Origin of the sequence: Streptomyces sp. NBC_00316, from assembly GCF_036158715.1 — a bacterium.
Taxonomy (GTDB): Bacteria; Actinomycetota; Actinomycetes; order Streptomycetales; family Streptomycetaceae; genus Streptomyces.
Genome location: NZ_CP108023.1, coordinates 4011612 through 4035068, shown reverse-complemented (window position 1 = coordinate 4035068; position 23457 = coordinate 4011612). Strand labels below are relative to the sequence as shown.

General features: G+C 72.5%; 20 protein-coding genes. 10 read left to right on the top strand and 10 right to left on the bottom strand.

The genetic code is table 11. The features are described from left to right. Positions 1–18: 18 nt before the first annotated feature. The 6 genes from serC to OG878_RS17885 all read right to left on the bottom strand — a co-directional run bounded on the left by serC (position 19) and on the right by OG878_RS17885 (position 5436). Positions 19–1137, bottom strand: coding sequence for a phosphoserine transaminase (serC, locus tag OG878_RS17910; protein ID WP_328887713.1), 1119 nt, complete (start codon positions 1135–1137; stop codon positions 19–21). 93 nt (positions 1138–1230) lie between these two features. Beyond that, complete coding sequence (locus OG878_RS17905) at positions 1231–2439, bottom strand: cytochrome P450 family protein (protein WP_328887712.1); 1209 nt, start codon at positions 2437–2439, stop codon at positions 1231–1233. 79 nt (positions 2440–2518) lie between these two features. After that, complete coding sequence (locus OG878_RS17900) at positions 2519–3169, bottom strand: GTP-binding protein (protein WP_328887711.1); 651 nt, start codon at positions 3167–3169, stop codon at positions 2519–2521. Next, the gene (locus OG878_RS17895; protein ID WP_328887710.1) at positions 3150–3515 is read right to left on the bottom strand and encodes a DUF742 domain-containing protein; all 366 of its coding nucleotides are present in this window, start codon (positions 3513–3515) and stop codon (positions 3150–3152) included. Before OG878_RS17895 ends, OG878_RS17900 begins: the two co-directional genes overlap by 20 nt. Continuing rightward, positions 3512–3958, bottom strand: a complete 447-nt coding sequence (locus tag OG878_RS17890) for a roadblock/LC7 domain-containing protein (RefSeq protein WP_328887709.1) — start codon at positions 3956–3958, stop codon at positions 3512–3514. The genes OG878_RS17895 and OG878_RS17890 overlap by 4 nt, the downstream gene beginning before the upstream one ends. Further along, the gene (locus OG878_RS17885; RefSeq protein WP_328887708.1) at positions 3955–5436 is read right to left on the bottom strand and encodes an ATP-binding protein; all 1482 of its coding nucleotides are present in this window, start codon (positions 5434–5436) and stop codon (positions 3955–3957) included. Before OG878_RS17885 ends, OG878_RS17890 begins: the two co-directional genes overlap by 4 nt. A gap of 278 nt (positions 5437–5714) precedes the next feature. Between OG878_RS17885 and OG878_RS17880 the strand changes: the two genes are divergently transcribed. After that, entirely contained in the window at positions 5715–8552 is a 2838-nt protein-coding gene (locus OG878_RS17880; RefSeq protein ID WP_328887707.1) for an FAD-binding and (Fe-S)-binding domain-containing protein, read from the top strand. A gap of 43 nt (positions 8553–8595) precedes the next feature. Here the strand turns inward: OG878_RS17880 and OG878_RS17875 are convergent, their stop codons facing one another. Further along, a complete protein-coding gene (locus tag OG878_RS17875) occupies positions 8596–9738 on the bottom strand; it encodes a serine hydrolase domain-containing protein (RefSeq protein ID WP_328887706.1) in 1143 nt (380 codons plus the stop codon). Between the two features lie 79 nt (positions 9739–9817). After that, complete coding sequence (locus tag OG878_RS17870; protein ID WP_328887705.1) at positions 9818–10744, bottom strand: LysR family transcriptional regulator; 927 nt, start codon at positions 10742–10744, stop codon at positions 9818–9820. 162 nt (positions 10745–10906) lie between these two features. Between OG878_RS17870 and OG878_RS17865 the strand changes: the two genes are divergently transcribed. Next, the gene (locus tag OG878_RS17865) at positions 10907–11884 is read left to right on the top strand and encodes an EamA family transporter (RefSeq protein WP_328891285.1); all 978 of its coding nucleotides are present in this window, start codon (positions 10907–10909) and stop codon (positions 11882–11884) included. Here OG878_RS17865 and OG878_RS17860 read toward each other — a convergent pair. Together OG878_RS17860 and OG878_RS17855 are read right to left on the bottom strand one after the other, a co-directional pair. Next, positions 11881–12246: a hypothetical protein gene (locus OG878_RS17860; RefSeq protein WP_328887704.1), complete on the bottom strand. Its 366-nt coding sequence runs from the start codon at positions 12244–12246 to the stop codon at positions 11881–11883. The genes OG878_RS17865 and OG878_RS17860 overlap by 4 nt on opposite strands. A 25-nt stretch (positions 12247–12271) precedes the next feature. Continuing rightward, complete coding sequence (locus OG878_RS17855) at positions 12272–13027, bottom strand: NUDIX domain-containing protein (RefSeq protein WP_328887703.1); 756 nt, start codon at positions 13025–13027, stop codon at positions 12272–12274. A gap of 131 nt (positions 13028–13158) precedes the next feature. Here OG878_RS17855 and OG878_RS17850 point away from each other — a divergent pair, with 131 nt between their 5' ends. The 8 genes from OG878_RS17850 to OG878_RS17815 are packed head-to-tail and all read left to right on the top strand — an operon-like array spanning position 13159 to position 23390. After that, positions 13159–13953, top strand: coding sequence for a TIGR03084 family metal-binding protein (locus OG878_RS17850; RefSeq protein ID WP_328887702.1), 795 nt, complete (start codon positions 13159–13161; stop codon positions 13951–13953). Next, positions 13950–15665: an acyclic terpene utilization AtuA family protein gene (locus OG878_RS17845; protein WP_328887701.1), complete on the top strand. Its 1716-nt coding sequence runs from the start codon at positions 13950–13952 to the stop codon at positions 15663–15665. The genes OG878_RS17850 and OG878_RS17845 overlap by 4 nt, the downstream gene beginning before the upstream one ends. Beyond that, entirely contained in the window at positions 15662–17260 is a 1599-nt protein-coding gene (locus OG878_RS17840; protein ID WP_328887700.1) for an acyl-CoA carboxylase subunit beta, read from the top strand. Before OG878_RS17845 ends, OG878_RS17840 begins: the two co-directional genes overlap by 4 nt. A gap of 8 nt (positions 17261–17268) precedes the next feature. Further along, the gene (locus OG878_RS17835; RefSeq protein ID WP_328891284.1) at positions 17269–19218 is read left to right on the top strand and encodes an acetyl/propionyl/methylcrotonyl-CoA carboxylase subunit alpha; all 1950 of its coding nucleotides are present in this window, start codon (positions 17269–17271) and stop codon (positions 19216–19218) included. Continuing rightward, complete coding sequence (locus tag OG878_RS17830) at positions 19215–20411, top strand: acyl-CoA dehydrogenase family protein (protein WP_328887699.1); 1197 nt, start codon at positions 19215–19217, stop codon at positions 20409–20411. Before OG878_RS17835 ends, OG878_RS17830 begins: the two co-directional genes overlap by 4 nt. A gap of 47 nt (positions 20412–20458) precedes the next feature. Continuing rightward, positions 20459–22078, top strand: a complete 1620-nt coding sequence (locus OG878_RS17825; protein ID WP_328887698.1) for a 4-coumarate--CoA ligase family protein — start codon at positions 20459–20461, stop codon at positions 22076–22078. Continuing rightward, positions 22075–22809, top strand: a complete 735-nt coding sequence (locus tag OG878_RS17820; RefSeq protein ID WP_328887697.1) for an enoyl-CoA hydratase family protein — start codon at positions 22075–22077, stop codon at positions 22807–22809. Before OG878_RS17825 ends, OG878_RS17820 begins: the two co-directional genes overlap by 4 nt. Next, entirely contained in the window at positions 22797–23390 is a 594-nt protein-coding gene (locus OG878_RS17815) for a TetR/AcrR family transcriptional regulator (protein WP_328887696.1), read from the top strand. The genes OG878_RS17820 and OG878_RS17815 overlap by 13 nt, the downstream gene beginning before the upstream one ends. The last annotated feature ends 67 nt before the right edge of the window (positions 23391–23457 follow it).

Below are 23457 nucleotides of genomic sequence, written 5' to 3'. Positions count from 1 at the left end.
TCGTGGACGTACTGCTCGTTACAGCTTCTCGATCACGTAGTCGATGCAGGCCGTCAGGGCCAGCACGTCCGCCGGGTCGATCGCCGGGAACATCGCGACACGCAGCTGGTTGCGGCCGAGCTTGCGGTACGGCTCGGTGTCGACGATGCCGTTGGCGCGCAGCACCTTGGCGACCGCGGCGGCGTCGATCTCGTCCGCGAAGTCGATCGTGCCGATGACGGCCGAGCGCTTCTCCGGGTCGGTGACGAACGGGGTCGCGTACTTCGACTCCTCGGCCCAGCCGTACAGGTTCCGCGCCGACGCGGCGCTGCGGCCGGTCGAGAACTCCAGGCCGCCCTGGCCGTTGATCCAGGTCAGCTGCTCGTTCAGGAGGAACAGCGTGGCCAGGGCCGGGGTGTTGTACGTCTGGTTCTTCAGCGAGTTGTCGATCGCCGTCGGCAGCGAGAAGAACTCCGGGATGTGCCGGCCGGAGGCGTGGATCCGCGCGGCGCGCTCCAGGGCCGCCGGGGAGAAGGCGGCGATCCACAGGCCGCCGTCGGCGGCGAAGACCTTCTGCGGTCCGAAGTAGTAGACGTCCGTCTCGGCGACGTCGACCGGCAGACCGCCCGCGCCGGAGGTGGCGTCCACCAGGACCAGCGAGCCCTCGTCGGCGCCCGCGACGCGCTTGATCGGCATGGCGACACCGGTCGACGTCTCGTTGTGCGTGAACGCGTAGACGTCCACGCCGGCCTCCGCCTGCGGCTCCGGGTGGCTGCCCGGGTCGGAGGAGATGACGCTCGGGTCGGCGAGCCACGGGGCCAGCTTCGCGGCCTTCGTGAACTTCGAGGAGAACTCACCGAAGTTGAGGTGCTGGGACTTCGTCTCGATCAGGCCGTGCGTCGCGATGTCCCAGAAGGCGGTCGAGCCGCCGTTGCCCAGGATCACCTCGTAGCCCTCGGGGAGGGAGAAGAGGTCGCGCACACCCTGACGCACCGAGCCGACCAGGTTCTTGACCGGGGCCTGGCGGTGGGACGTACCGAGAAGAGACGTTCCGGTGGCGGCCAGCGCGTCGAGCGCCTCCGTCCGCACCTTGGAAGGACCGGCGCCGAAGCGTCCGTCGGAGGGCTTGATGTCAGCGGGAATCTGGATATCGGCCACGAACCGGAGCGTAGTGCCTCGGGGACACGGCCGAGGCCCGTGTCCGTCCGATGAGACGCCCGATCCGGCTCGTGGACCACCTCGGACAGCGGATCAGCCCAGCTCGACCGGCAGGTCGTACAGGTCGTTCTGGGTGACGATCGGCTTGTTCCGCAGCTCGGAGGCCGGGACGGCGAGTTCCAGATCCGGGAACCGCTCGTACAGCGCGGGCAGCGCCACCCCTGCCTCGAGCCGCGACAGAGCCGCACCCGGGCACACATGCGGTCCGTGGCCGAACGCGATGTGGCGGTTGGGGGAGCGGCTGACGTCGAAGTCACCGGCGGTCGGCCCGTACTGCGCCTCGTCGCGGCCCAGCGCACCGAAGGAGACGATCAGCGCCTCGCCCTTCGGCAGCACCTTGTCGCCGACCTCGACGTCCTCCGTGGCGAACCGGATCAGCACGTGCGAGGTCGGGGTGTTCCAGCGCAGGGTCTCCTCGATCACGTTCTCCCACGGCACCTCCCCGCCGAGCACCTGCTTGCGCTGCTCGGGGTGGGACTGGAGGGCCACGACCGCGTTCACGATCAGACTGATCGTCGTCTCGTGACCGGCCGCGACGATCAGCTGGAGGGTGTTGACGATCTCCTCGTCGGTGAGGTGGTCGCCGTCCTCGGACGCCGCGATCAGGGCGCTCGTCAGATCGTCGCCCGGGTTCTCGCGCTTGGCGTCGACGATCCTCGTGAAGAGGGCGCCGAGGTCCGCCATCATCTGCGGGACCTCCTCCGGCGGCGTCTGTGTCGAGAAGAACTTCTCGAAGAGCTCCTTCAGCCGCGGATGGTCGGCGCCGTCCACGCCCATCAGCTCGCTGATCACGTTCATCGGCAGCGGGTACGCGAACTCCGCCTTGAGGTCGACCTGCTCGCCCCGGGGCAGCGCCGACAGCCGGTCCAGGCTCGCCGTCGTCAGCGCCTCGATGCCGGCCCGCAGCCGCTCCACCCGCTTCACGGTCAGCGCCTGTGCGACCAGGGTGCGCAGCCGGCGGTGGTCCGTGCCGTCGACCGTCAGCATGGAGCGGCCCGGGTTGGCGAGGCCGATCAGCGGCCAGTCCATCGGTATCTCGCCGCGCTGCCAGGCGTTCCAGACGTTGATGTCCTTGACCACCCGGCTGTCGGTGAGCAGTTGCCGCGCCTCGGCGTGGTGGGTGACCGCATAGCAGTGCACCCCGCCCGGCAGCTCCACCTCGGCGAGCGGGCCCGCCGCGCGCAGCCGGACGCTCTCGCCGTCGAGATCGGTGACGAAGGGGTCAAGGGCGATGCGGGTCATCTCTGGCCTCCTGGGGGCGGGGGGTGGAGAGCGGTGCGCGGCCGTGCGCGACGGGAGCCGCCGGGTACCGGGGGCCGAGTCACGAGCGGGGCTCCGGGGTCCTGTGCAGCGTGGTCTCCGGGCGGGCGGCGGACGGAGCGGGCACCTTGCCCTGGGCGAGCGCCTGGAGGTGCTCGACGAGCGTGATCAGTACGTACTTGCTCGACGAACGGTCCCGCGCGTCGCACTCCACCAGGGGCACGTCGTCCGAGAGGTCGAGCGCCTCACGTATCTGCTGTTCGGTGTGGAGCGGGCCGCCGAAGTCGTTGCACGCCACGATGAACGGCGTGCCGTGGTGCTCCAGACGGTCGATGGCGTACCAGGAGTCGGCCAGCCGGCGGGTGTCGACGAGCACCACGGCACCGAGCGTCCCCGCGAACAGCCGGTCCCACAGGAACCAGAAGCGTTCCTGACCGGGGGCGCCGAAGAGATACAGCACCGAGCGTTCATCGAGCGTGATCCGGCCGAAGTCGAAGGCGACGGTCGTGGACGTCTTCGACTGCACACCGTCGAGACGGTCGACGGCCTCGCCGGCGCGGGTCATGGTCTCTTCCGTGTTCAGCGGACGGATCTCGCTGACGGAGCGGACCATGGTGGTCTTGCCGACCCCGAAGCCGCCGACGACGACGATCTTCAGTCCGTTGTCGGCCGTCGCCTGCAGGGCGGCACGGTCAGAGATTGCGGAGTCCAACGAGCACCTGTTCCAGGATGTCGGGGTCGGGGAGCCGGTCCGCGACACGGGCGGTACGGGGGTGGCGAGCGCTGATCCGGCTGGTGTCCAGCAGATCGGACAGCATGATCCGGACGATGCCGACCGGCAGGCCGAGGCCCGCCGCGATCTCCACGACCGCGGTGGGCCGCTTGCACATCCGCAGGATCGCGATGTGCTCCGACTGCATGCCGGGGACCGGATCGCATTCGGAGACCACCAACGTCACCAGGTCGAACGCGTCCGAACCGGACCGGCTGCGGCCACCGGTGAGGGTGTACAGCCGGTCCGGGGAGTCGTCCCGGCCGGGGCGGGGGCGGCGGGTCATACGTCGGCGGTCGCGTCGGCGGTGGTGACTTCGGCGGTCCCCGAGGGCGTGCGCGGCGGGGCGACGAGGTGCTCACCGAGCTGCTCGACGAGCTCACTCATGTTGTGCCCGACGAGGCCGACATCGGCGTCGTCGTCGGCGACGACCGCAAGATGGGCGCCCGCGCCCGCCTCGACGATGAACAGCACGCCGCCGTAGAACTCGGCCATCGCGGACCGTACGCCGCCGGTGCCGTCACCGAACTCGACGGACGCGCCGTGCGACAGGCTCTGGATGCCGGCCGAGATCGCGGCCAGCTGGTCGGCCTGGTCGACGGTGAGCTCGGGGGTGCGGCAGAGCTTGAGGCCGTCCCTGGACAGGACGAGGGCGTGCCGGGTCCCGGGGGTTCGCTCCAGGAGCCCCTCCAGCAGCCAGTTGAGCTTCTCGTCGGTGGTCGCGGTCATGGGGTGTTGCCTTCCGGGTGCGGGGAGTGGGGCCGTACAGCCTGGCGGAAGCTGCTGAAGCGTGCCGCCTGTTCCTTGGGGTCGGCGGTACGGGGCCGGGGAGGTGCGGTGGTGCCGTTCGTGCGGGTACGGGACTCGGCGGCGGCGAGGGTACGGCCCCGGGGGCGCTTGGGCAGGCCGCTGTCGCCGACCGCCGGCTCGGATGCCGAGGGCTCGGAGGGCGCCGTGCCGGTGCGGGGCGCGTCGGACGCGGGGCCGGTCTCCGGTGCCGCGGCGGCGGGTTCCGGGGCGGGGGCCGCCGCGAGGACCGGGGCGGGTTCCGGGGCGGTCACCGGGATCCGGGTGATCAGTTCCTGGGGAAGCATCATCAGCGCCCCCGTGCCGCCCCGCGCGGACGGCCGGAACGACACCGTCAGTCCGTGCTTCCGGGCCAGCCGGCCGACGACGGCGAGGCCGAGCCGGGTGCCGGACAGGGCGGTGAGGTCCTGGTCGGTGGCCGACACCGCACGCTCGGCGCGCCGCAGTTGCACCTCGCTCATCACCAGACCGCTGTCCTCGACGGTCAGTACGACACCGGCCGGCACCTCCTCGACGTACACATGGACTTCCGCCGTGGGCGGCGAGAAGTTAGCGGCGTTGTCGAGGAGTTCGGCGAGGGCGTGCATGACCCCTTCAGCGGCGTGGCCGGCGATGGCGACGTCGCTGGCCGAGTGGAGACGTATCCGCTGGTAGCCGTTGATCCGGCCCATCGCGCCGCGCAGGATGGACTCCATCCTGATCGGTTTCGCCCACCGGCGCCCGGAGCGGGCCCCGGTCAGCACGGCGATGGAGTCGGCCAGCCGCCCCGCCTGGGCGGTGCGGTGGTCCAGGTGCAGCAGATCGCCGAGAACGTCCTCGGCGGAGTGCCGGTGCTCCATCTCGCGCAGGTCGGCGAGCATGCTGGTTGCGAGGGCCTGCATCCGGCCCGCGGCGTTGGCGCAGGCGGCGACCGCGGCGGAGCGCAGGGTGTCGCTGCGGGCCGCGCGTGCGGTGAGCCGCTCGATCTCCGCGCCCAGCCGCTCGGTCTCGGCGCCCAGCCTGGCTGATTCGGCGGCCGCCTGTTCGGCGATCCTGGCCGTCTCCGCGGCCGCCTGCTCGGCGACCTTGGCGGTCTCGGCCGAGGCGGCGGCCTTGATCCTGGCCGTCTCCGCGGTGAACCGCTGGGCCTCGGCCGCGGACGACGACACCATGCGCGAGGTCTCGGCGCTGAACCGCTCGGCCTCCGCCGCGTGGCGCGCGCGCAGCAGGCGCAGGGCGGCCCGGGAGTGGACGGCGATGGCCACCGCGACGGACAGCAGTACGGCGGCGGCGCCCGCCCCCCAGGCCAGTGGGGTTCTGACCGAGGAGGGAGCGGCTGTGACCGCCCACAGACACAGGGAACCGGTGAGGGCCGCCGAGACCAGCAGGGCCAGTGCGGCCGGCCGTGATGAGGAGCGCAAGCGGATTCCTTGGGGGGCGGACGGTGCGGTACAGGACGGATCCGGACAGTCGGGTACGGGAAGGGGTGAACGTAATAACTGGATCTGATAATTCCTAATCAAGTCCGGGCCACTATATGAGAATTGACGATCTGTTTGTGAAGCGCTTGTGGCGTTCTCTGTTGCGTATGTGACCGTGAGCCTGACGAATTCCGACGTACCGACGTATTCGGGGGAAACGCGGGGGGCGGTCGGCTCCGGCGGCCGGGCGGCGGCCCGATCGGCGGCATCCTGGGCACATGGCTGACGAGCAGGACCGGACCTCCCTTGCGCGAGCCCTCTCCAGCGCCGTGCGCGGAGAGGTGGAGTTCGACGCCGCCGCGCGGGCACTGATGACGATGGACGCCTCCAACTACCGCCGTGTGCCGCTCGGCGTCGTCGCCCCGCGCGACGCCGACGACGTCGCCGCCGCGCTCGCCGTCTGCCGCGCACACGAGGTCCCCGTCGTGCCGCGCGGCGGCGGTACGTCCATCGCCGGGCAGGCCACCGGCACCGGTGTGGTTCTCGACCTCACCCGCCACCTCCGGTCGGTCGTCGAGCTGGACGCCGCGTCCCGTACGGCCGTCGTCCAGCCGGGCGTGGTCCTGGACGACCTGCGCGCGGCCGCCGCACCGCACGGCCTCACCTTCGGCCCCGACCCGTCCACGCACAGCCGCTGCACGCTCGGCGGGATGATCGGCAACAACTCCTGCGGCTCCCACTCGGTGGCCTGGGGCACCACCGCCGACAACGTCGAGGCGCTGACCGTCGCCCGCTACGGCGGCGACACGATCGGGCTGACCGGACGCGGCGGCTGGAACGGTGCCCCCGCCGGCCTCCGCGAACTCGCCGCGGGCCACCTCGCCCTCCTGCGCACCGGATTCCCCGAACTCCCGCGCCGGATCTCGGGATACGCCCTCGACGCCCTGCTCCCGGAGCGCGGCCCGGACCTCGTCCGTGCCTTCTGCGGCAGCGAGGGCACGCTCGGCGTGGTGACGGAGGCGACCGTCCGGCTGGTCGAAGTGCCCCGGGCCCGCGCACTCGCGGTACTCGGGTACGCCGACGAGTCCGCGGCCGCCGAAGCCGCCCCCGGCCTCCTCCCGTACCACCCCCTGACCGTCGAGGGCATGGCCGCCGACCTCGTGCGTGAACCGGCCGGCCTGCCGCGCGGCGGAGCCTGGCTCTTCGTCGAGACCGGCGGTGCCACCCCCGCCGAGGCGCGTGCACACGCCGAACGCATCCTGCGGGCGGCCGACGCCGTGGACGCGGCCGTCGTCACCGAGCCGGCCGGTCAGCGGGCCCTGTGGCGCATCCGGGAGGACGCGTCCGGCACCGCGACCCGGATGCCCGACGGCAGCGAGGCCTGGCCCGGCTGGGAGGACTGCGCCGTACCGCCCGCCCGCCTCGGCCCGTATCTGCGCGAATTCCGGTCCCTGCTCGCCGGGCACGGGCTGCGCGGCACCCCGTACGGGCACTTCGGCGAAGGCTGCATCCACGTACGCATCGACTTCGACCTGCTGAGCGGCGACGGAGTGGCCCGCTTCCGCCGCTTCTCCGAGGAACTGGCCGAGCTCGTCGTCGCGCACGGCGGCTCACTGAGCGGAGAACACGGCGACGGGCTGGCGCGGGCCGAACTGCTCTCCCGCATGTACGGGGACGAACTCGTCGCGCTCTTCGGACAGTTCAAGGACGCCTGGGACCCGTACGGCGGGATGAACCCCGGCGTGCTCGCCCGCCCCGCCCGCCTCGACGAGAACCTCCGTTTCGACGTCCTGCCGAAACGCCCGGTGGACGTCACCTTCGGCTACCCGGACGACGGCGGCGACTTCTCGGCGGCCGTGCGACGGTGTGTCGGCGTCGGCAAGTGCCGTACGGCCCGGCCGACGGGCGGGGACGTGATGTGCCCGTCGTTCCGGGCGACCGGCCAGGAGGCCCACTCCACCCGCGGCCGGGCCCGGCTGCTGCACGAGATGCTCGCGGGTGAGGTCGTCACGGACGGCTGGCGCAGCGAGGAGGTGCGCGGTGCGCTCGACCTGTGCCTGTCCTGCAAGGGATGCCGGAGCGACTGCCCGGTGGGCGTGGACATGGCCACGTACAAGGCGGAGTTCCTGCACCACCACTACCGGGGGCGGCTGCGCCCCGCAGCCCACTACGCGATGGGCCGGCTGCCGCAGTGGCTGTGGCTCGCCGCGCCGTTCGCGGGGGTGCTGAACGCGCTGGCCCGTGTCCGCCCGCTCGCCGCCCTCGCGAAACGGCTGGCAGGCATCGCGCCGGAGCGGACGATTCCGGTACTGGCGGGGGAGACGTTCAGCCGGTGGGCCGGCAGGCGCCGGGGCGGCAGGGCGGTGACCCTGCCGAGCGACCGGGTGGTGACCGTCTGGCCGGACACCTTCACCGACCATCTGTCGCCGGAGGTCGGCAGGGCGGCGGTCCGGGTCCTGGAGGCGGCGGGCCGCACGCCCGTCCTCCCCGCGCGGGGCGTGTGCTGCGGCCTCACCTATGTGTCGACGGGCCAGCTGGACAAGGCGCGTACGGTCATGCGCCGCACGCTGGACCGGATGGCGCCCTCCCTCGGCGATCCGCTCGTCGTCCTGGAGCCGAGCTGCGCCGCCACCCTCCGTACGGACCTGCCCGAACTCCTCCCCGACGACCCCCGCGCCATCGAACTCGGCGCCTCTGTACGCACCTTGGCGCAGTACCTGGAGGAGTACGCCCCCGACTGGCAGCCCCCGCGCCTGGACCGCCCCGTCGTCGGCCAGACGCACTGCCACCAGCATGCGGTCCTCGGCGACGCGGCGGAACGGCGGCTGCGCGAACGAGCCGGACTGACAGGCGAACTGAGCGGCGGCTGCTGCGGACTTGCGGGGAATTTCGGTTTCGAGCGGGGCCACTGGGGGGTGTCGGTGGCCTGTGCGGAGGAGCAGCTGCTGCCTTCGGTACGGGACGCGGAACCCGGCACGCAGGTCCTTGCGGACGGCTTCTCCTGCCGCACTCAGCTGGCACAGCTGGCGGGTGTGCGGGGGAGGCACCTGGCCGAACTGCTGGCGGAGGGCTGCCGAGGTCCCGCCGACGACACCCCGGGCCCCCGCGGCGGGTGAGCAGCAGGGTCCCGGGTGCAAGAAGGGGTGTGGCGGGGAGCGATCAGCGCTCCTCCACCGCCCGCACCACCGCTGCCACCAACCGCTCGTTCTCCGGAGCCGCCCCGCCCGGGAACGCGTACCGGCGACGCGTATACCCGTACGCCAGTCCACTGGCCGGATCGGCGAACGCCTGCGACCCCGCCGCGCCGCAGTGCCCGAACGCCCCCTCACCCAACGACGGGTACGGGACCGACGGCCGCTCGAAGCCGAGCCCGAAGTGGTCCTTCTCGTCGGTCACCAGGTCGGTGCCGACGGCGTGCAGCCGGGCGAACTCGGCCAGCGTCCGTGCTTCGAGCAGCGGGGGCCGGCCGTCCACATGCGAGATGGCGGCCGCATACATCCCGGCCAGCCCGCGAGCCGAGCCCACGCCGCCCACCGAGGCCTGTCCGAGCGCCCGTACGGACGGGGTGTTGATCCAGGCGACCAGATCGGTCGGGTAGTTGAAGGCGACAGCCATGAGGCTCGTAGGGTCGACCGGAGCGAGCGCCAGCGCGGCCGCCTGCTCCGCAGTGGGCGCCATGGGCCGGACGGCGACGTAGCGGGGTTCGAGCGCCGCAGGCTGCCCCAGGTAGAGGTCCAGCCCGTAGGGGACCCTGATCCGCTCCTCGAAGAGTTCCCGGATCGACCGCCCGGTCGCCCGCCGCACCACCTCGCCGGTGAGGGCCGCGATCACCAGGCCGTGGTACCCGTACGCCGTGCCGGGCTTCCAGAACGGCTTCTGACCCGCCAGCCGGGCCGCGAGCAACCGGTCGTCGGCCAGCTCCTCGTCCGTGAAACCGCCCTCCACCCCGATCGCCCCGGAGGCGTGCGCGAGCAGCTCCCGCAGGGTCAGCTCGCCCTTGCCCTCCGCGGCGAACTCGGGCCAGTAGGAGGCGACCGTCCGGTCCAGGTCGAGGACGCCGTCCTGGACCAGCAGCGCGACGACCAGGTGGGCGGCGCCCTTGGTGGACGAGAACACGGCCGGAAGCGAATCGGCCTCGATCCCGTCCCCGGCCCAGAGATCGACGACCGTCCGGCCGTGCAGCAGCACCGCGAGCTGGGACCCGGGCTCGGTGGTGTCCTCGGCGAGCACGGCGGCATACGTCTCCCGTACGCCTTCGAAGCCGGGTGCGACGGTCCCGTGCACGGTGATGTCGTTCGTCATGGTGATCCCCCCAGATGGCGGCCGGCCTCCGCTCGGCCCTCACCGCACCCCAACTCCGCAGCCGGGCAAGGAAATTCCCTCACCCGGGGGCGTCTTCTCCGATGATCTCGCGGGCCAGCGCGGCGAGTTTCGGCAGTGCCGGATGGCCGGGCGCGTCACGCCGGGCGAGCAGCAGCGGGACGGTCGGGGCGTCGACCAGCGGACGGTAGGCGACCCCGGCGTGCGGATGCATGGCGGCGGTGGAAGCGGCCGACACCCCGGAGCCGCGGCCGGCGGCGATGGCGGTCAGCCAGTCGTCGGTGTTGGCGACGGTGAGCGTGGCGGCGGGGCGGGCGTGCGGCGGCCACAAGTCGACGGTGGTGGTGCCGGAGACGGTGTTGAGGACGATGGTGCCGTCCGCGAGATCGGCGAGACGGAGTGTGCGGTGCACGGCGAGCGGCCCGTCCGCGGTCACCGCGGCCACCCGGTCCTCGTCGAACAGCACCTCGGTGACCAGCCCCGGCGTGTCGACGGGCCCGCGCAGCAGCGCCGCGTCGACCTCGCCGCGGGTGAGCCCGGCCGTGCGGTCGTCGATCCGCAGCAGTTCGAGGGGCGTCTGCGGGTACCGCTCCTGCCAGCTGCGGAGCAGCGGTGTGGTGTACGGGCCGAGCGCGGACCAGGCGTGACCGAGCCGCAGCGGCCAGTGGCGCAGGCCGCCGGAGTCGACCGCCTCGTCGAAGGCGGCCACCGCGGCGGCGGCCTTGTCCCGGAAGACGACACCCTCGGGGGTGAGGGCGAGGTGGTGGGTGGAGCGGTCCACGAGCCGGACTCCGAGGTGCTGCTCCAGGGCGGCGAGGGTGCGGGAGACGGCGGGCTGGGTGAGCCCGAGCGCGGCTGCGGCGCGGGTGACGTTGCCCGCATCGGCGACGGCGAGGAAGGCGCGGAGATGGCGCAGCTCGACGGGGCGTCCGGAGCCGTGCCCCGCACCCTGCCCGGAGCCGTGCGCCGGGCCCTGTCCTGTGCTCATGCGTGGGGAGCATAACGGGAGCGCACGCGGCATTTCACGCGCCGCGCGGAGGCCTCTACGGTGAAGAGGCGGGCCGCACGCCGACAGTGCAGTATCTTAAATCGGTAAGTGCAACACAGTGAACTCCATTCCGCTCAGCTCATCGAGGACGAAGGCCGCCACGTGAACGACCAGCGCAGTGCCGCAGAGCCGGCCGCAGCAGCCGTCGCCCTACCGGAGGCGGTGTCGGCCCTGGACGCGGCGGGCCCCGTACCTCCGGTACGGCGTCAGGGTGGCCGCAGGGCGGCCCTCGCTCCGGTGGCACTGGTCGTCGCGGGCGGACTGTCCGTGCAGTTCGGCTCGGCGGTAGCGGCGCTGCTGATGCCGAAGGCGGGTGCACTCGGGGTGGTCACGCTCCGGCTGGCGGTCGCCGCGGTCGTCCTGATGGCCGTGTGCCGTCCGAAGCTGCGCGGCCACTCGCGGGCCGACTGGGGCACGGTGGTCGCGTTCGGCGTCGCCATGGGCGCCATGAACATGCTCTTCTACCAGGCGCTCGACCGTATTCCGCTGGGCGCGGCGGTCACGCTGGAGGTGCTCGGCCCGCTGGCGCTCTCGGTGATCGCCTCCCGCCGCCTGGTCAACCTCGTCTGGGCGGGGCTCGCACTGGGCGGGGTGTTCCTGCTGGGCGGCGGCGGCTTCGACCGCCTCGACCCCCTCGGCGCCGCGTTCGCCCTCGGCGCCGGCGCGATGTGGGCGACGTACATCGTCTTCAGCGCCCGCACCGGCCGCCGCTTCCCGCAGGCCGACGGACTGGCTCTGGCGATGGTGGTCGCCGCGGTGCTGTCGCTGCCGCTGGGCCTTGCGGAATCGGGCGCGAAACTCGCCGTGCCGTCGACGGTGGCCATGGGTGCGGCAGTGGCGATGCTGAGCTCCGTGCTCCCGTACACCCTGGAGCTGATGGCGCTGCGCCGGCTTCCCGCGCCCACGTTCGCCGTACTGATGAGCCTGGAACCGGCCATCGCGGCGACCGCAGGATTCCTCATCCTCGACCAGGCTCTGACCGCCACCGACGCGCTGGCGATCGCGCTGGTCATCGGGGCGAGCATGGGAGCGGTCCGCAGCCAGGTGGCCGGCGGGCGGCGCACGAGGGTGAACGACTAGGGGGTGCCCTGCGGCGTCGGGTTGACGGTGTCGAAGTACAGCCGGTCGGTCGCCGCGTCGAGGAAGAAGCGCCCGGCGTAGGCCGACCCGGTGAGGTGTCTGTCGTACGCCGCACTGTGCATCCAGAGGCCCTCGCCGGGCAGGAACTCGAGCACCGCGTCCGGCACGTTCTCCGGGAACGACACGGTGAACTTCCACGCGCCATCGCCGACGACGGGTGTGACGACACCGGGGCCCAGCCGGGCCGTTCCGGCCGGTGACCGCCGCGAAGCGGGAACGCCTCCGGCCTCCACGGCGACCGGTTCGACGCCGTACGCGAGATGCTCACCGGCGGCCCCACCGCGTGCGCGGGTTCTCTTCACTCTCCGGGTCTCCGGCCCGCGCTCCTCACCACGCGCAGGCCGCGTCCAGGTCCCAGATCGAATCCGCCAGCTCCGCCGGAGGCGCCGGCCAGGCGGAACCGTGCCAGTGGGCGATCCGCCACGACAGCCGGCGGGGCCAGAGGGGGGTGGACGGCAGCGCGGAGACCGGGACCCAGACCGGGGCGCCGCCGTAGTTGTCGAGGATCTCCGGGGCGCCGACCTCGCCCTCGGTCTCCATCGTGAAGTAGTGGCCCCGGGTGCCGCCCCGCCAGATCCGGGCGACCTCACGGACGACCGTTCCGTGCAGGCCGGTCTCCTCCCGGAGTTCGCGGACCGCCGCCGCTCCCGGTGTCTCGCCGGCCTCGACGCCGCCGCCCGGGATCTCGTAGTGGGAGCCCTCGTCCTGCTCGAAGCGGATCAGCAGCATCCGCGCGTCACGGATGACGATCGCACCGCCGCGGACCCGGGTCGGGGCGACGGTCGTCGGGTCGTCCAGGGCGGCCGTGTCCTGCGGGGGAGTCCCCTGGGACCAGGCGCGCAGGACGCTCTCCGCCGTGCCGATGGGGCGGATCCGGGCGTGCAGCGCCTCGGGCAGCGGCAGCGCGACCGGCCGGCCGGCGGCGGTCCGGCCGTCCGCGAAGGTCTCCGGGACGGTGTCCGGAAAGGTGTCCGGCGCGGCGCCCGGAAACGCGTAGTAGAGGCCGCTCTGGTCCCGGTACTCCTCCAGGACGAGCTTGTCGTCGTCGAAACGCACGCCCGCGGTGCGAGGTTCGTCAGTCATCGGCGGAGGCTAGCAGCCGGGACCGGGCCGGGCCGGGAGTCGGATGCATCAAATAATGCAAGCATGCTTGCTTGTTTCATGGTCCGCTGACATGCTCCTCGGCACACCGCCGGCCCCGAGGGGAGCGCACCGTGTCCGATGCTGCAGTCGTGCTCGACGATCTGCGCAGCGAGAGCAATGAACTCGACCTGCTCGTCGCGGAGTTGACTGCCGCGCAGTGGGCCGGTCCGACCCCCGCCGAACGCTGGACCGTCGCCCATCAGATCGCCCATCTGACCTGGACCGACGAGGTCGCCCTGCTCGCCGTCACCGACCCGGACGCCTTCGCGGCGGAGGCCGCCAAGGCGCAGGCCGACCCCGGCGCCTTCGTCGACCGGGCGGCCGAGGAGATCGTGGCGGTGGCGCCGCAGGCGCTGCTCCGGCGCTGGCGCGACGGGCGCGACCGGCTCCAGCAGGCCCTGCGCGCCGCCCCGCCCGGCGCCCGTATCCCCTGGTACGGGCCGCCCATGAGCGTCGCGTCCATGGCGACCGCGCGGCTGATGGAGACCTGGGCGCACGGGCAGGACATCGCCGACGCCCTCGGTGTCGTACGCGAACCGGCCGCCCGGCTGCGGCACGTCGCCCGCATCGGGGTGCGCGCCCGTGACTACGCGTTCTTCGTCCGGGGGATCAAGCCGCCCGGCGAGGAATTCCGGGTCGAACTCACCGCGCCGGGCGGCGAGGTGATCGCGTACGGGCCCGAGAACGCCGCGCAGCGCGTCACCGGGCCGCTGCACGACTTCTGCCTCCTCGTCACCCAGCGTGCCCACCGCGACGACCTCGCCGTGCGCGCCGTCGGGACCGACGCCGACCGGTGGCTGGACATCGCGCAGGCCTTCGCCGGCCCGCCCGGACCCGGCCGTGCACCCGCAGGCGGCGCCCGGTGACCGCCGCGCCGCTGCGGATCGGGAACGCCTCCGGGTTCTACGGCGACCGCTTCGACGCCGTACGCGAGATGCTCACCGACGGCCCCCTCGACGTCCTCACCGGTGACTATCTCGCCGAGCTGACCATGCTCATCCTCGGGCGGAGCCGGCTGAAGGACCCGTCGCGCGGCTACGCCACCACGTTCCTCAAGCAGCTCGAAGAGGGACTCGGCCTCGCCCACGAGCGAGGGGTGAAGATCGTCGCCAATGCCGGGGGACTCAACCCGGCCGGACTGGCCGACGCGGTAAGGGAGTTGGCCCGGAAGGTGGGTGTGCCCGTCCGGGTGGCGCACGTCGAGGGCGACAGCCTGCCGGTGCCCGACGGATTCCTCACCGCCAACGCCTATCTCGGCGGCCACGGAATCGCCGCGTGCCTGCGCGCCGGGGCCGACGTCGTCGTCACCGGCCGGGTCACCGACGCCGCGCTCGTCACCGGGCCCGCCGCCGCGCACTTCGGCTGGGGCCCGGACGACCACGACGCCCTCGCCGGGGCCGTCGTCGCCGGGCACGTACTGGAGTGCGGCACCCAGGCCACCGGCGGCAACTACGCGTTCTTCCGCGGCCACGACATCCGCCGCCCCGGCTTTCCGCTCGCCGAGATCCACGCCGACGGCTCGTCCGTGATCACCAAGCACGACGGCACGGGCGGCTTCGTCGACGTCGGGACCGTCACCGCCCAGCTGCTGTACGAGACCGGGGGCGCCAGGTACGCCGGCCCGGACGTCACCGCCCGGCTCGACACCGTACGGCTGACCCAGGACGCCCCGGACCGCGTGCGGATCTCCGGGGTGCGCGGCGAGGCCCCGCCGCCCGCCCTCAAGGCCGGACTCACCCGGCTCGGCGGCTGGCGCAACGAGGTGGTCTTCGTCCTCACCGGCCTCGACGTCGAGGCCAAGGCGCAGCTGGTACAGGACCAGTGCGCGGATGCGTTCGCGCAGGCAGGGCGCAGGCCGGACGAGGTGCGGTGGGAGCTGGCCCGTACCGACAGGGCCGACGCCGGCACCGAGGAGACCGCCAGCGCCCTGCTCCGGCTCGTCGTGCGCGACCAGGACCCGGAGACGGTCGGAAGGGCGGTGTCCGGGGCCGCGATCGAGCTGGCCCTCGGCAGCTACCCGGGCTTCCATGTCACTGCCCCGCCCGGAAAGGGCGCGCCCTACGGGGTGTTCGAGGCGAGATACGTGCCGGCGCCGGAGGTCGCGCACATCGCCGTGGGTCCGGCCGGGCAGCGGGAGAGCGTGCCCGCCCCCGCACGGACCAGGGAACTCGACGCGGTGGAGCCGCCGCCTCTCCCCGAGCCGCTGCCCGCCGGGAGCACCCGGTCCGCACCGCTCGGCCGCGTCGCCGGGGCCCGCAGCGGTGACAAGGGCGGCGACGCCAACATCGGCGTCTGGGTCCGCACGGACGACGCCTGGCGCTGGCTGGCCCACGAGCTCACCGTCGAGCGGTTGCGGGAACTCCTGCCGGAGACTTCCGGGCTGACCGTCGTACGGCACGTCCTGCCGAACCTGCGCGCACTCAACTTCGTCGTCCACGGCCTCCTCGGCGAGGGCGTCGCCGCGCAGGCCCGGTTCGATCCGCAGGCCAAGGCGGTCGGGGAGTGGCTGCGCTCCCGGCACCTGCCCGTCCCCGTCGCCCTGCTCGACACCACCGACGCACCGGAGGCCCACGCATGACCGTCCTGCCCACCGGGCTCGACACCGCGAGCCCCGAATACGCCGCGAACCGCGCCACCATGCTCGACAAGCTCGCCGAGCTCACCACCGAGCACGCCAAGGCCCTTGCGGGCGGCGGCGAGAAGTACGTCGAGCGGCACCGGGCACGCGGCAAGCTCCTCGCCCGGGAGCGGATCGAGCTCCTGGTCGACGCCGACACCCCGTTCCTGGAGCTGTCGCCGCTCGCCGCCTGGGGCAGCGAGTACGCCGTGGGCGCCTCGCTCGTCACGGGCATCGGGGTCGTCGAGGGCGTGGAGTGCCTGATCACCGCCAACGATCCGACGGTACGCGGCGGCGCCTCCAACCCCTGGACCCTGAAGAAGGCCCTGCGCGCCAACGAGATCGCCTTCGCCAACCGGCTGCCCTGCATCAGCCTGGTCGAGTCGGGCGGGGCCGATCTGCCGTCCCAGAAGGAGATCTTCATCCCTGGCGGCGCACTGTTCCGGGACCTCACCCGGCTCTCCGCCGCCGGCATCCCGACCGTCGCGGTGGTGTTCGGGAACTCCACGGCCGGCGGGGCGTACGTCCCCGGGATGTCCGACCACACCGTCATGATCAAGGAACAGTCGAAGGTCTTCCTCGGTGGACCGCCCCTGGTGAAGATGGCGACCGGCGAGGAGAGCGACGACGAGTCCCTCGGCGGCGCCGACATGCACGCCCGCACCTCCGGTCTCGCCGACCACTTCGCCGTCGACGAGCACGACGCGCTGCGCCAGGCGCGGCGGATCGTGGCACGGCTCAACTGGCGCAAGGCGCACCCCGATCCAGGACCCGCCGCGCCACCGAAGTACGACGAGGACGAGCTGCTCGGGATCGTGCCGGGGGACCTGAAGGTGCCCTTCGACCCGCGCGAGGTCATCGCCCGGCTCGTCGACGGCTCGGACTTCGACGCGTTCAAACCGCTGTACGGGACGAGCCTCGTCACCGGCTGGGCCCGGCTGCACGGCTACCCCGTCGGCATTCTCGCCAACGCCCAAGGGGTGCTGTTCAGCGAGGAGTCGCAGAAGGCCGCCCAGTTCATCCAGCTCGCCAACCAGCGCGACATCCCCCTCCTCTTCCTGCACAACACCACCGGCTACATGGTCGGCAAGGAGTACGAGCAGGGCGGCATCATCAAGCACGGCGCGATGATGATCAACGCGGTGTCCAACTCCCGGGTCCCGCACCTGTCCGTACTGATGGGCGCCTCCTACGGGGCCGGGCACTACGGCATGTGCGGGCGCGCCTACGACCCGCGCTTCCTGTTCGCCTGGCCGGGCAGCAAGTCCGCCGTGATGGGGCCGCAGCAGCTCGCGGGTGTGCTGTCCCTCGTCGCCCGGGCCTCCGCCGCCGCGAAGGGACGGCCCTACGACGACGAGGCCGACGCCGGGCTGCGGGCCATGGTCGAGCAGCAGATCGAGTCCGAGTCGCTGCCGATGTTCCTCTCCGGGCGGCTGTACGACGACGGGGTCATCGACCCGCGCGACACCAGGACCGTCCTCGGGATGTGCCTGTCCGCGATCCATACCGCACCGGTCGAGGGCGCCCGTGGCGGCTTCGGCATCTTCCGGATGTGAGGACGAACGTGATCACCTCTCTGCTCGTCGCCAACCGGGGCGAGATCGCCTGCCGGATCTTCCGTACCTGCCGGGAACTGGGCATCGCCACCGTCGCCGTGTACTCCGACGCGGACGCCGGTGCGCTGCACGTGCGGGAGGCGGACACCGCCGTACGCCTGCCGGGGGCCGCGCCCGCCGACACCTATCTGCGCGGTGAACTCGTCGTACGGGCGGCCCTCGCGGCGGGCGCCGACGCCGTGCACCCCGGTTACGGCTTCCTCTCCGAGAACGCCGGGTTCGCCCGGGCCGTGCAGGACGCCGGGCTCGTCTGGGTCGGACCACCGGTCAAGGCCATCGAGGCCATGGCGTCCAAGACCCGGGCCAAGGAACTGATGGCCGCCGCCGGGGTGCCGCTGCTCGCCCCCGTCGACCCGGCGACGGTGACCACCGCGGACCTGCCGCTGCTGCTGAAGGCCGCGGCGGGCGGCGGCGGGCGCGGCATGCGGGTCGTACGGGAACTGTCCGAGCTGAAGGGCGAGTTGCAGGCCGCGGAGGCGGAAGCCGCCCACGCGTTCGGGGACGGTGAGGTGTTCGCCGAGCCGTACATCGAGCGCGGCCGGCACGTCGAGGTCCAGATCATGGCCGACGCGCACGAGACCGTCTGGGCGCTCGGCACCCGCGACTGCTCGCTCCAGCGCCGCCACCAGAAGGTCATCGAGGAGGCCCCCGCACCCGGCCTCGACGACGCGCTGCGCACCCGGCTGCACGAGGCGGCGACCGCCGCCGCGCGCACCGTCGGATACCGGGGCGCGGGGACCGTCGAGTTCCTTGTCACCGCCGACGGGCGCCCGTACTTCCTGGAGATGAACACCCGCCTCCAGGTGGAACACCCGGTCACCGAGGCCGTCTTCGGACTCGACCTCGTCGCCCTGCAACTGTCCGTCGCGGAGGGCGAACCTCTCCCGTCCGGCGCACCCCCGGCCCCGCGCGGGCACGCCGTCGAGGCCCGGCTCTACGCGGAGGACCCGGCCCGCGACTGGCAGCCGCAGACCGGAGCACTGCTCACCCTGGACGTGCCCGACGCACCCGGTCTGCGGCTCGACACCGGATACACCGGCGGCGACACCATCGGCGTGCACTACGACCCGATGCTCGCCAAGGTCATCGCCCACGCCCCCACCCGCACCCAGGCCGTACGGCTCCTCGCCCGCGCCCTGGAACGCACCCGCCTCCACGGCCCGGTCACCAACCGCGATCTGCTCGTACGGTCCCTGCGCCACCCCGACTTCACCGCAGGCCGCCCCGACACCGGCTTCTACGACCGCCACCTGGCAGCCCTCACCCGCACCGCGGGCGACGACACGGACCGGCACCTCGCGGCCCTCGCCGCGACCGCCGCCCAAGCCGCCCGGCACGCGGGTGGGGCCGGTACGTCCCGCTTCGGCGCCTGGCGCAACGTCCCCTCCCAGCACCAGGTCGAGCGCTACCGCAGCGAACCCGACGGCGCCGCACACGAGATCACCTACCGCACCACGCGCACCGGTGCGATCGACGCCCACGGCGCCCGCGTCCTCACCGCCACCCCCGACTGCGTCACCGTCGAGACCGACGACGGCGTCACCCACCACTTCCGCCTCACCACCCACCACGACCGGGTGTACGTGGACGGCGCCACCGGCTCGTACACCTTCAGCGCGCTGCCCCGCTTCACCGACCCCACCGAGCGGACCGAACCCGGCTCCCTGCTCGCCCCCATGCCCGGCACCGTCGTCCGGCTCGCCGACGGCCTCGCACCCGGCGTCGCCGTCCGGGCCGGGCAGCCTCTGATCTGGCTGGAGGCGATGAAGATGGAACACCGCATCCTTGCCCCCGCCGCCGGCACCCTCACCGCGCTCCATGCCGCACCCGGCCTCCAGGTGGAGGTCGGCGCCCTGCTCGCCGTCGTGCAAGACGCACAGGAGGAACCGACCCCATGAGCACCGTCCTCGAAACCGAAGAGCAGCAAGCCCTGCGCGCCGCCGTCGCCGCACTCGGAAAGCGGTACGGACGCGACTACATGACCTCCGTCGTCCGCGACGGCGCCCACCCCCGCGAGCTGTGGGCCGAAGCCGCCAAGCTCGGCTACCTGGGGGTCAACCTCCCCGAGGAGTTCGGCGGCGGAGGCGGCGGAATGATGGAACTCTCCATAGTGCTGGAGGAGTTGGGGGCGGCCGGATCGCCGCTCCTGATGATGATCGTCTCCCCGGCGATCTGCGGCACCGTCATCGCCCGCTTCGGCACCGACACCCAGAAGCAGCAGTGGCTCCCCGGCCTCGCCGACGGCTCCCTCACCATGGCCTTCGGCATCACCGAGCCCGACGCCGGATCCAACTCCCACCGCATCACCACCACCGCCCGCCGCGACGGCGAGGACTGGCTGCTCACCGGGCGCAAGGTGTTCGTCTCCGGTGTCGACATCGCCGATGCCACCCTCATCGTCGGCCGCACCGAGGACGCCAGGACCGGCAGGCTCAAGCCCTGCCTCTTCATCGTCCCGCGCGACGCCCCAGGGTTTCAGCGCTCGCAGATCGACATGGAACTCCAGGCACCGGAGAAGCAGTTCGAGCTGGTCCTGGACGACGTGCGCCTCCCCTCCGACGCTCTCGTCGGAGGGGGTACCTCCCGCTCGAGCGAAGCCGAGAGTGGGGGAGAGGACGCGGGCCTCCTCCAGCTCTTCGCCGGACTCAACCCCGAACGCATCATGACCGCCGCGTTCGCCCTCGGCATGGGGCGGTTCGCGCTCGGCCGCGCCGTCGAGTACGCCCGGACCCGGCAGGTGTGGAAGGAGCCCATCGGCTCCCACCAGGCCATCGCCCACCCGCTCGCCCAGGCCCACATCGAACTCGAACTGGCCCGCCTGATGATGCAGAAGGCCGCCCGGCTCTACGACGAGGGCGACGACATCGGCGCGGGCGAGGCCGCCAACATGGCGAAGTACGCCGCTGCCGAGGCCTGTGTCAAAGCCGTCGACCAGTCCGTGCACACCCTCGGCGGCAACGGCCTCACCCGGGAATACGGGCTCGCGTCCCTGATCACCGCCTCCCGCGTCGCCCGGATCGCACCCGTCAGCCGGGAAATGATCCTGAACTACGTTTCCCACCAGTCCCTGGGTCTCCCCAAGTCGTACTGATTCGGGGGACTCTGTCCCTCCACGCCGCATCGAAGGGACCCACCACGATGAATGTGTTCCGCAGCGCGTACGCCGCCGTCCCGGTGCTCGACCTGCCCATCCACGAAGCGGTCCTCGGGCAGGCGGCCGCCCACGGCGACACGGTCGCCCTGATCGACGGCACGAACGACACCACCCGCCTCACCTACCGGCAGCTGGACACCTTCCATCGCAGGACCGCGGCGGCGCTCGCCGCCGCCGGGGTCCGCAAGGGCGACGTCGTCGCCCTGCACAGCCCCAACACCCTCGCCTATCCGACGGTCTTCTTCGGCGCCACCAGAGCCGGCGCGACCGTCACCACCGTCCACCCGCTCGCCACCGCTGACGAATTCGCCAAGCAGCTCCGTGACTCGTCCGCGCGCTGGATCGTCACCGTGTCCCCGCTCCTCGAGACCGCCCGCCGGGCCGCCGAACTCGTCGGCGGCATCGAGGAGATATTCGTCTGCGACCGGGCCGACGGGCACACCTCCGTACTCGACATGCTCACCTCCACCGCGCCCGAACCGCAGATCGCCATCGACCCGGCCGAGGACATCGCCGCACTCCCGTACTCGTCCGGCACCACCGGCACGCCCAAGGGCGTCATGCTCACCCACCGCTCCATGGCCACCAACCTGGAGCAGCTGCGGCCGTTCATCCCGATGAACCCCGGCGACCGGATCCTCGCCGTACTCCCGTTTTTTCACATCTACGGGCTCACCGCCCTCATGAACGCCCCACTGCGGTCCGGCGCCACCGTCGTCGTGCTGCCGCGCTTCGACCTCGGACAGTTCCTCGCCGCGATCGAGAAGCACCGGATCAACGGCCTGTACGTGGCCCCGCCGATCGTGCTGGCCCTCGCCAAGCATCCGTCCGTCGCCCAGTACGACCTGTCGTCGCTGGAGTACATCGTCAGCGCCGCCGCCCCGCTCGACGCCGCGCTCGCCGAAGCCTGCTCCCGCCGCCTCGGACTGCCGCCCGTACGCCAGGCGTACGGCATGACGGAACTCTCACCCGGCACCCACGTCGTCCCGCTCGCCGCCGAGAACCCGCCGCCCGGCGCCGTCGGCAGACTCCTGCCCGGCACCGAGATGCGGATCGTCTCCCTCGACGACCCGGACCGCGACGCCGGCATCGACACCGACGGCGAGATACTCATCCGCGGCCCGCAGGTGATGAAGGGCTACCTCCGCCGCCCCGAAGCCACCGCCGACATGATCGACACCGACGGCTGGGTGCACACCGGAGACATCGGCCGCGTCGACGCCGACGGCTGGCTCCACGTCGTCGACCGGGTCAAGGAACTCATCAAGTACAAGGGCTACCAGGTCGCCCCCGCCGAACTCGAAGCACTCCTGCTCGGCCACCCGTCGATCGCGGACGCCGCCGTCATCGGCGTGTACGACACCGACGGCAACGAAGTCCCCAAGGCCTACCTCGTCCGGCAGACGACCGTCGCCGCCGACGGCCTCACCGCCGACGACGTCATGGCGTACGTCGCCGAACGCGTCGCCCCGTACAAGAAGATCCGGCAGGTCGAATTCATCGGCGCCGTACCGCGCGCGACCTCCGGCAAGATCCTCCGGCGCGAGCTGCGCGACCGGGAGAAGGCCGGCGCGACGGCCGAGGAGAAGGTGGGAGAGGCATGAGATCGGTCCGCACCGGCCACGAACGCGGCATCGCCACCGTACGGATGGACTCCCCGGCGAACCGCAACGCGCTCTCCGCGCGGCTCGTCACCGAACTCCGCGACACCCTCGCCGCATTCGGAACGGACGACACCGTACGGGCCGTGGTCCTCACCCACACCGGCAACACGTTCTGCGCCGGCGCCGACCTCGCCGCACCCCCGGATCCCCAGGCGTTCGTCGACCTGATGCGGGAGATCGTGACCCTGCCCAAACCGGTCGTGGCCCGCGTCGACGGACACGTCCGCGCGGGCGGCCTCGGCCTCCTCGCGGCCTGCGACATATCGGTCGCCGGACCCGCCTCCACCTTCGCCCTCACCGAATCACGGCTGGGCCTCGCCCCTGCCGTCATCTCCCTGCCGCTGCTGCCCCGTCTGGACCCGGCCGCGGCCTCCCGCTACTACCTCACCGGAGAACGCTTCGACGCGGCAGAAGCCGCCCGCATCTCCCTCGTCACGATCGCCGCGGAAGACGTGGACAAGGCGCTCATACCCGTACTCGACGGGCTGCGCAGGGCCTCACCCCAGGGGCTGGCGGCATCGAAGGAGCTGGTCACAGCTACTGTGCGGGAAAGTTTCGACCAGTACGCCGAAGACCTCATCGCCCGCTCGGCAGCACTCTTCGCCTCCGCCGAGGCACGAGAAGGGATGACGGCCTTCCTCGAACGACGGGACCCCGCATGGGTGTTGTGACGCCCTCGACCGACAGGACCCCCAAGCAGGACCGCAGCCGCGCCACCCGCCGGCGGCTGCTCGAAGCCGCGGTCGCCTGCCTCGCCGAACACGGCTGGGCAGGCTCCACGGTCTCCGTCGTCGCCGAACGCGCAGGCGTCTCCCGCGGCGCCGCCCAGCACCACTTCCCCACCCGCGAGGACCTGTTCACCGCAGCCGTCGAATACGTTGCCGAGGAACGCTCCGCCGCCCTGCGCGCCCTGCCCGTCCAGGGCCGCACGGCCGTCGTCGCCGCCCTCGTCGACCTCTACACGGGCCCGCTGTTCCGCGCCGCACTCCAGCTCTGGGTCGCTGCCTCCAACGAGGCGTCGCTGCACCCCCGCGTCAGCGAACTCGAAGCCCGCGTCGGCCGCGAGACCCACCGCATCGCCGTCGAACTCCTCGCCGCCGACGAGACGAAGCCCGGCGCACGCGAGACCGTCCAGGGCCTCCTCGACATGGCCCGCGGCCTGGGCCTGGCCAACGTACTGACCGACGACACCGCCCGGCGGCAGAGGGTCGTCGCACAGTGGGCGGCCCTGCTGGACGACGCACTGGACTGAGCCCCGGGGCAGCGACTCCCAGGCGTACGTCGGCGTCGGCTCTCCCTGCAGGGGACGGCCCGGCCCA

Excerpts from the sequence above, each read along its gene's own strand:
- OG878_RS17905 (WP_328887712.1), bottom strand. The coding sequence starts at position 2,439 with ATGACCCGCATCGCCCTTGACCCCTTCGTCACCGATCTCGACGGCGAG.
- OG878_RS17895 (WP_328887710.1), bottom strand. The coding sequence starts at position 3,515 with ATGACCCGCCGCCCCCGCCCCGGCCGGGACGACTCCCCGGACCGGCTG.
- OG878_RS17890 (WP_328887709.1), bottom strand. The coding sequence starts at position 3,958 with ATGACCGCGACCACCGACGAGAAGCTCAACTGGCTGCTGGAGGGGCTC.
- OG878_RS17880 (WP_328887707.1), top strand. The coding sequence starts at position 5,715 with ATGGCTGACGAGCAGGACCGGACCTCCCTTGCGCGAGCCCTCTCCAGC.
- OG878_RS17875 (WP_328887706.1), bottom strand. The coding sequence starts at position 9,738 with ATGACGAACGACATCACCGTGCACGGGACCGTCGCACCCGGCTTCGAA.
- OG878_RS17870 (WP_328887705.1), bottom strand. The coding sequence starts at position 10,744 with ATGAGCACAGGACAGGGCCCGGCGCACGGCTCCGGGCAGGGTGCGGGG.
- OG878_RS17855 (WP_328887703.1), bottom strand. The coding sequence starts at position 13,027 with ATGACTGACGAACCTCGCACCGCGGGCGTGCGTTTCGACGACGACAAG.
- OG878_RS17840 (WP_328887700.1), top strand. The coding sequence starts at position 15,662 with ATGACCGTCCTGCCCACCGGGCTCGACACCGCGAGCCCCGAATACGCC.
- OG878_RS17830 (WP_328887699.1), top strand. The coding sequence starts at position 19,215 with ATGAGCACCGTCCTCGAAACCGAAGAGCAGCAAGCCCTGCGCGCCGCC.
- OG878_RS17825 (WP_328887698.1), top strand. The coding sequence starts at position 20,459 with ATGAATGTGTTCCGCAGCGCGTACGCCGCCGTCCCGGTGCTCGACCTG.
- OG878_RS17820 (WP_328887697.1), top strand. The coding sequence starts at position 22,075 with ATGAGATCGGTCCGCACCGGCCACGAACGCGGCATCGCCACCGTACGG.
- OG878_RS17815 (WP_328887696.1), top strand. The coding sequence starts at position 22,797 with ATGGGTGTTGTGACGCCCTCGACCGACAGGACCCCCAAGCAGGACCGC.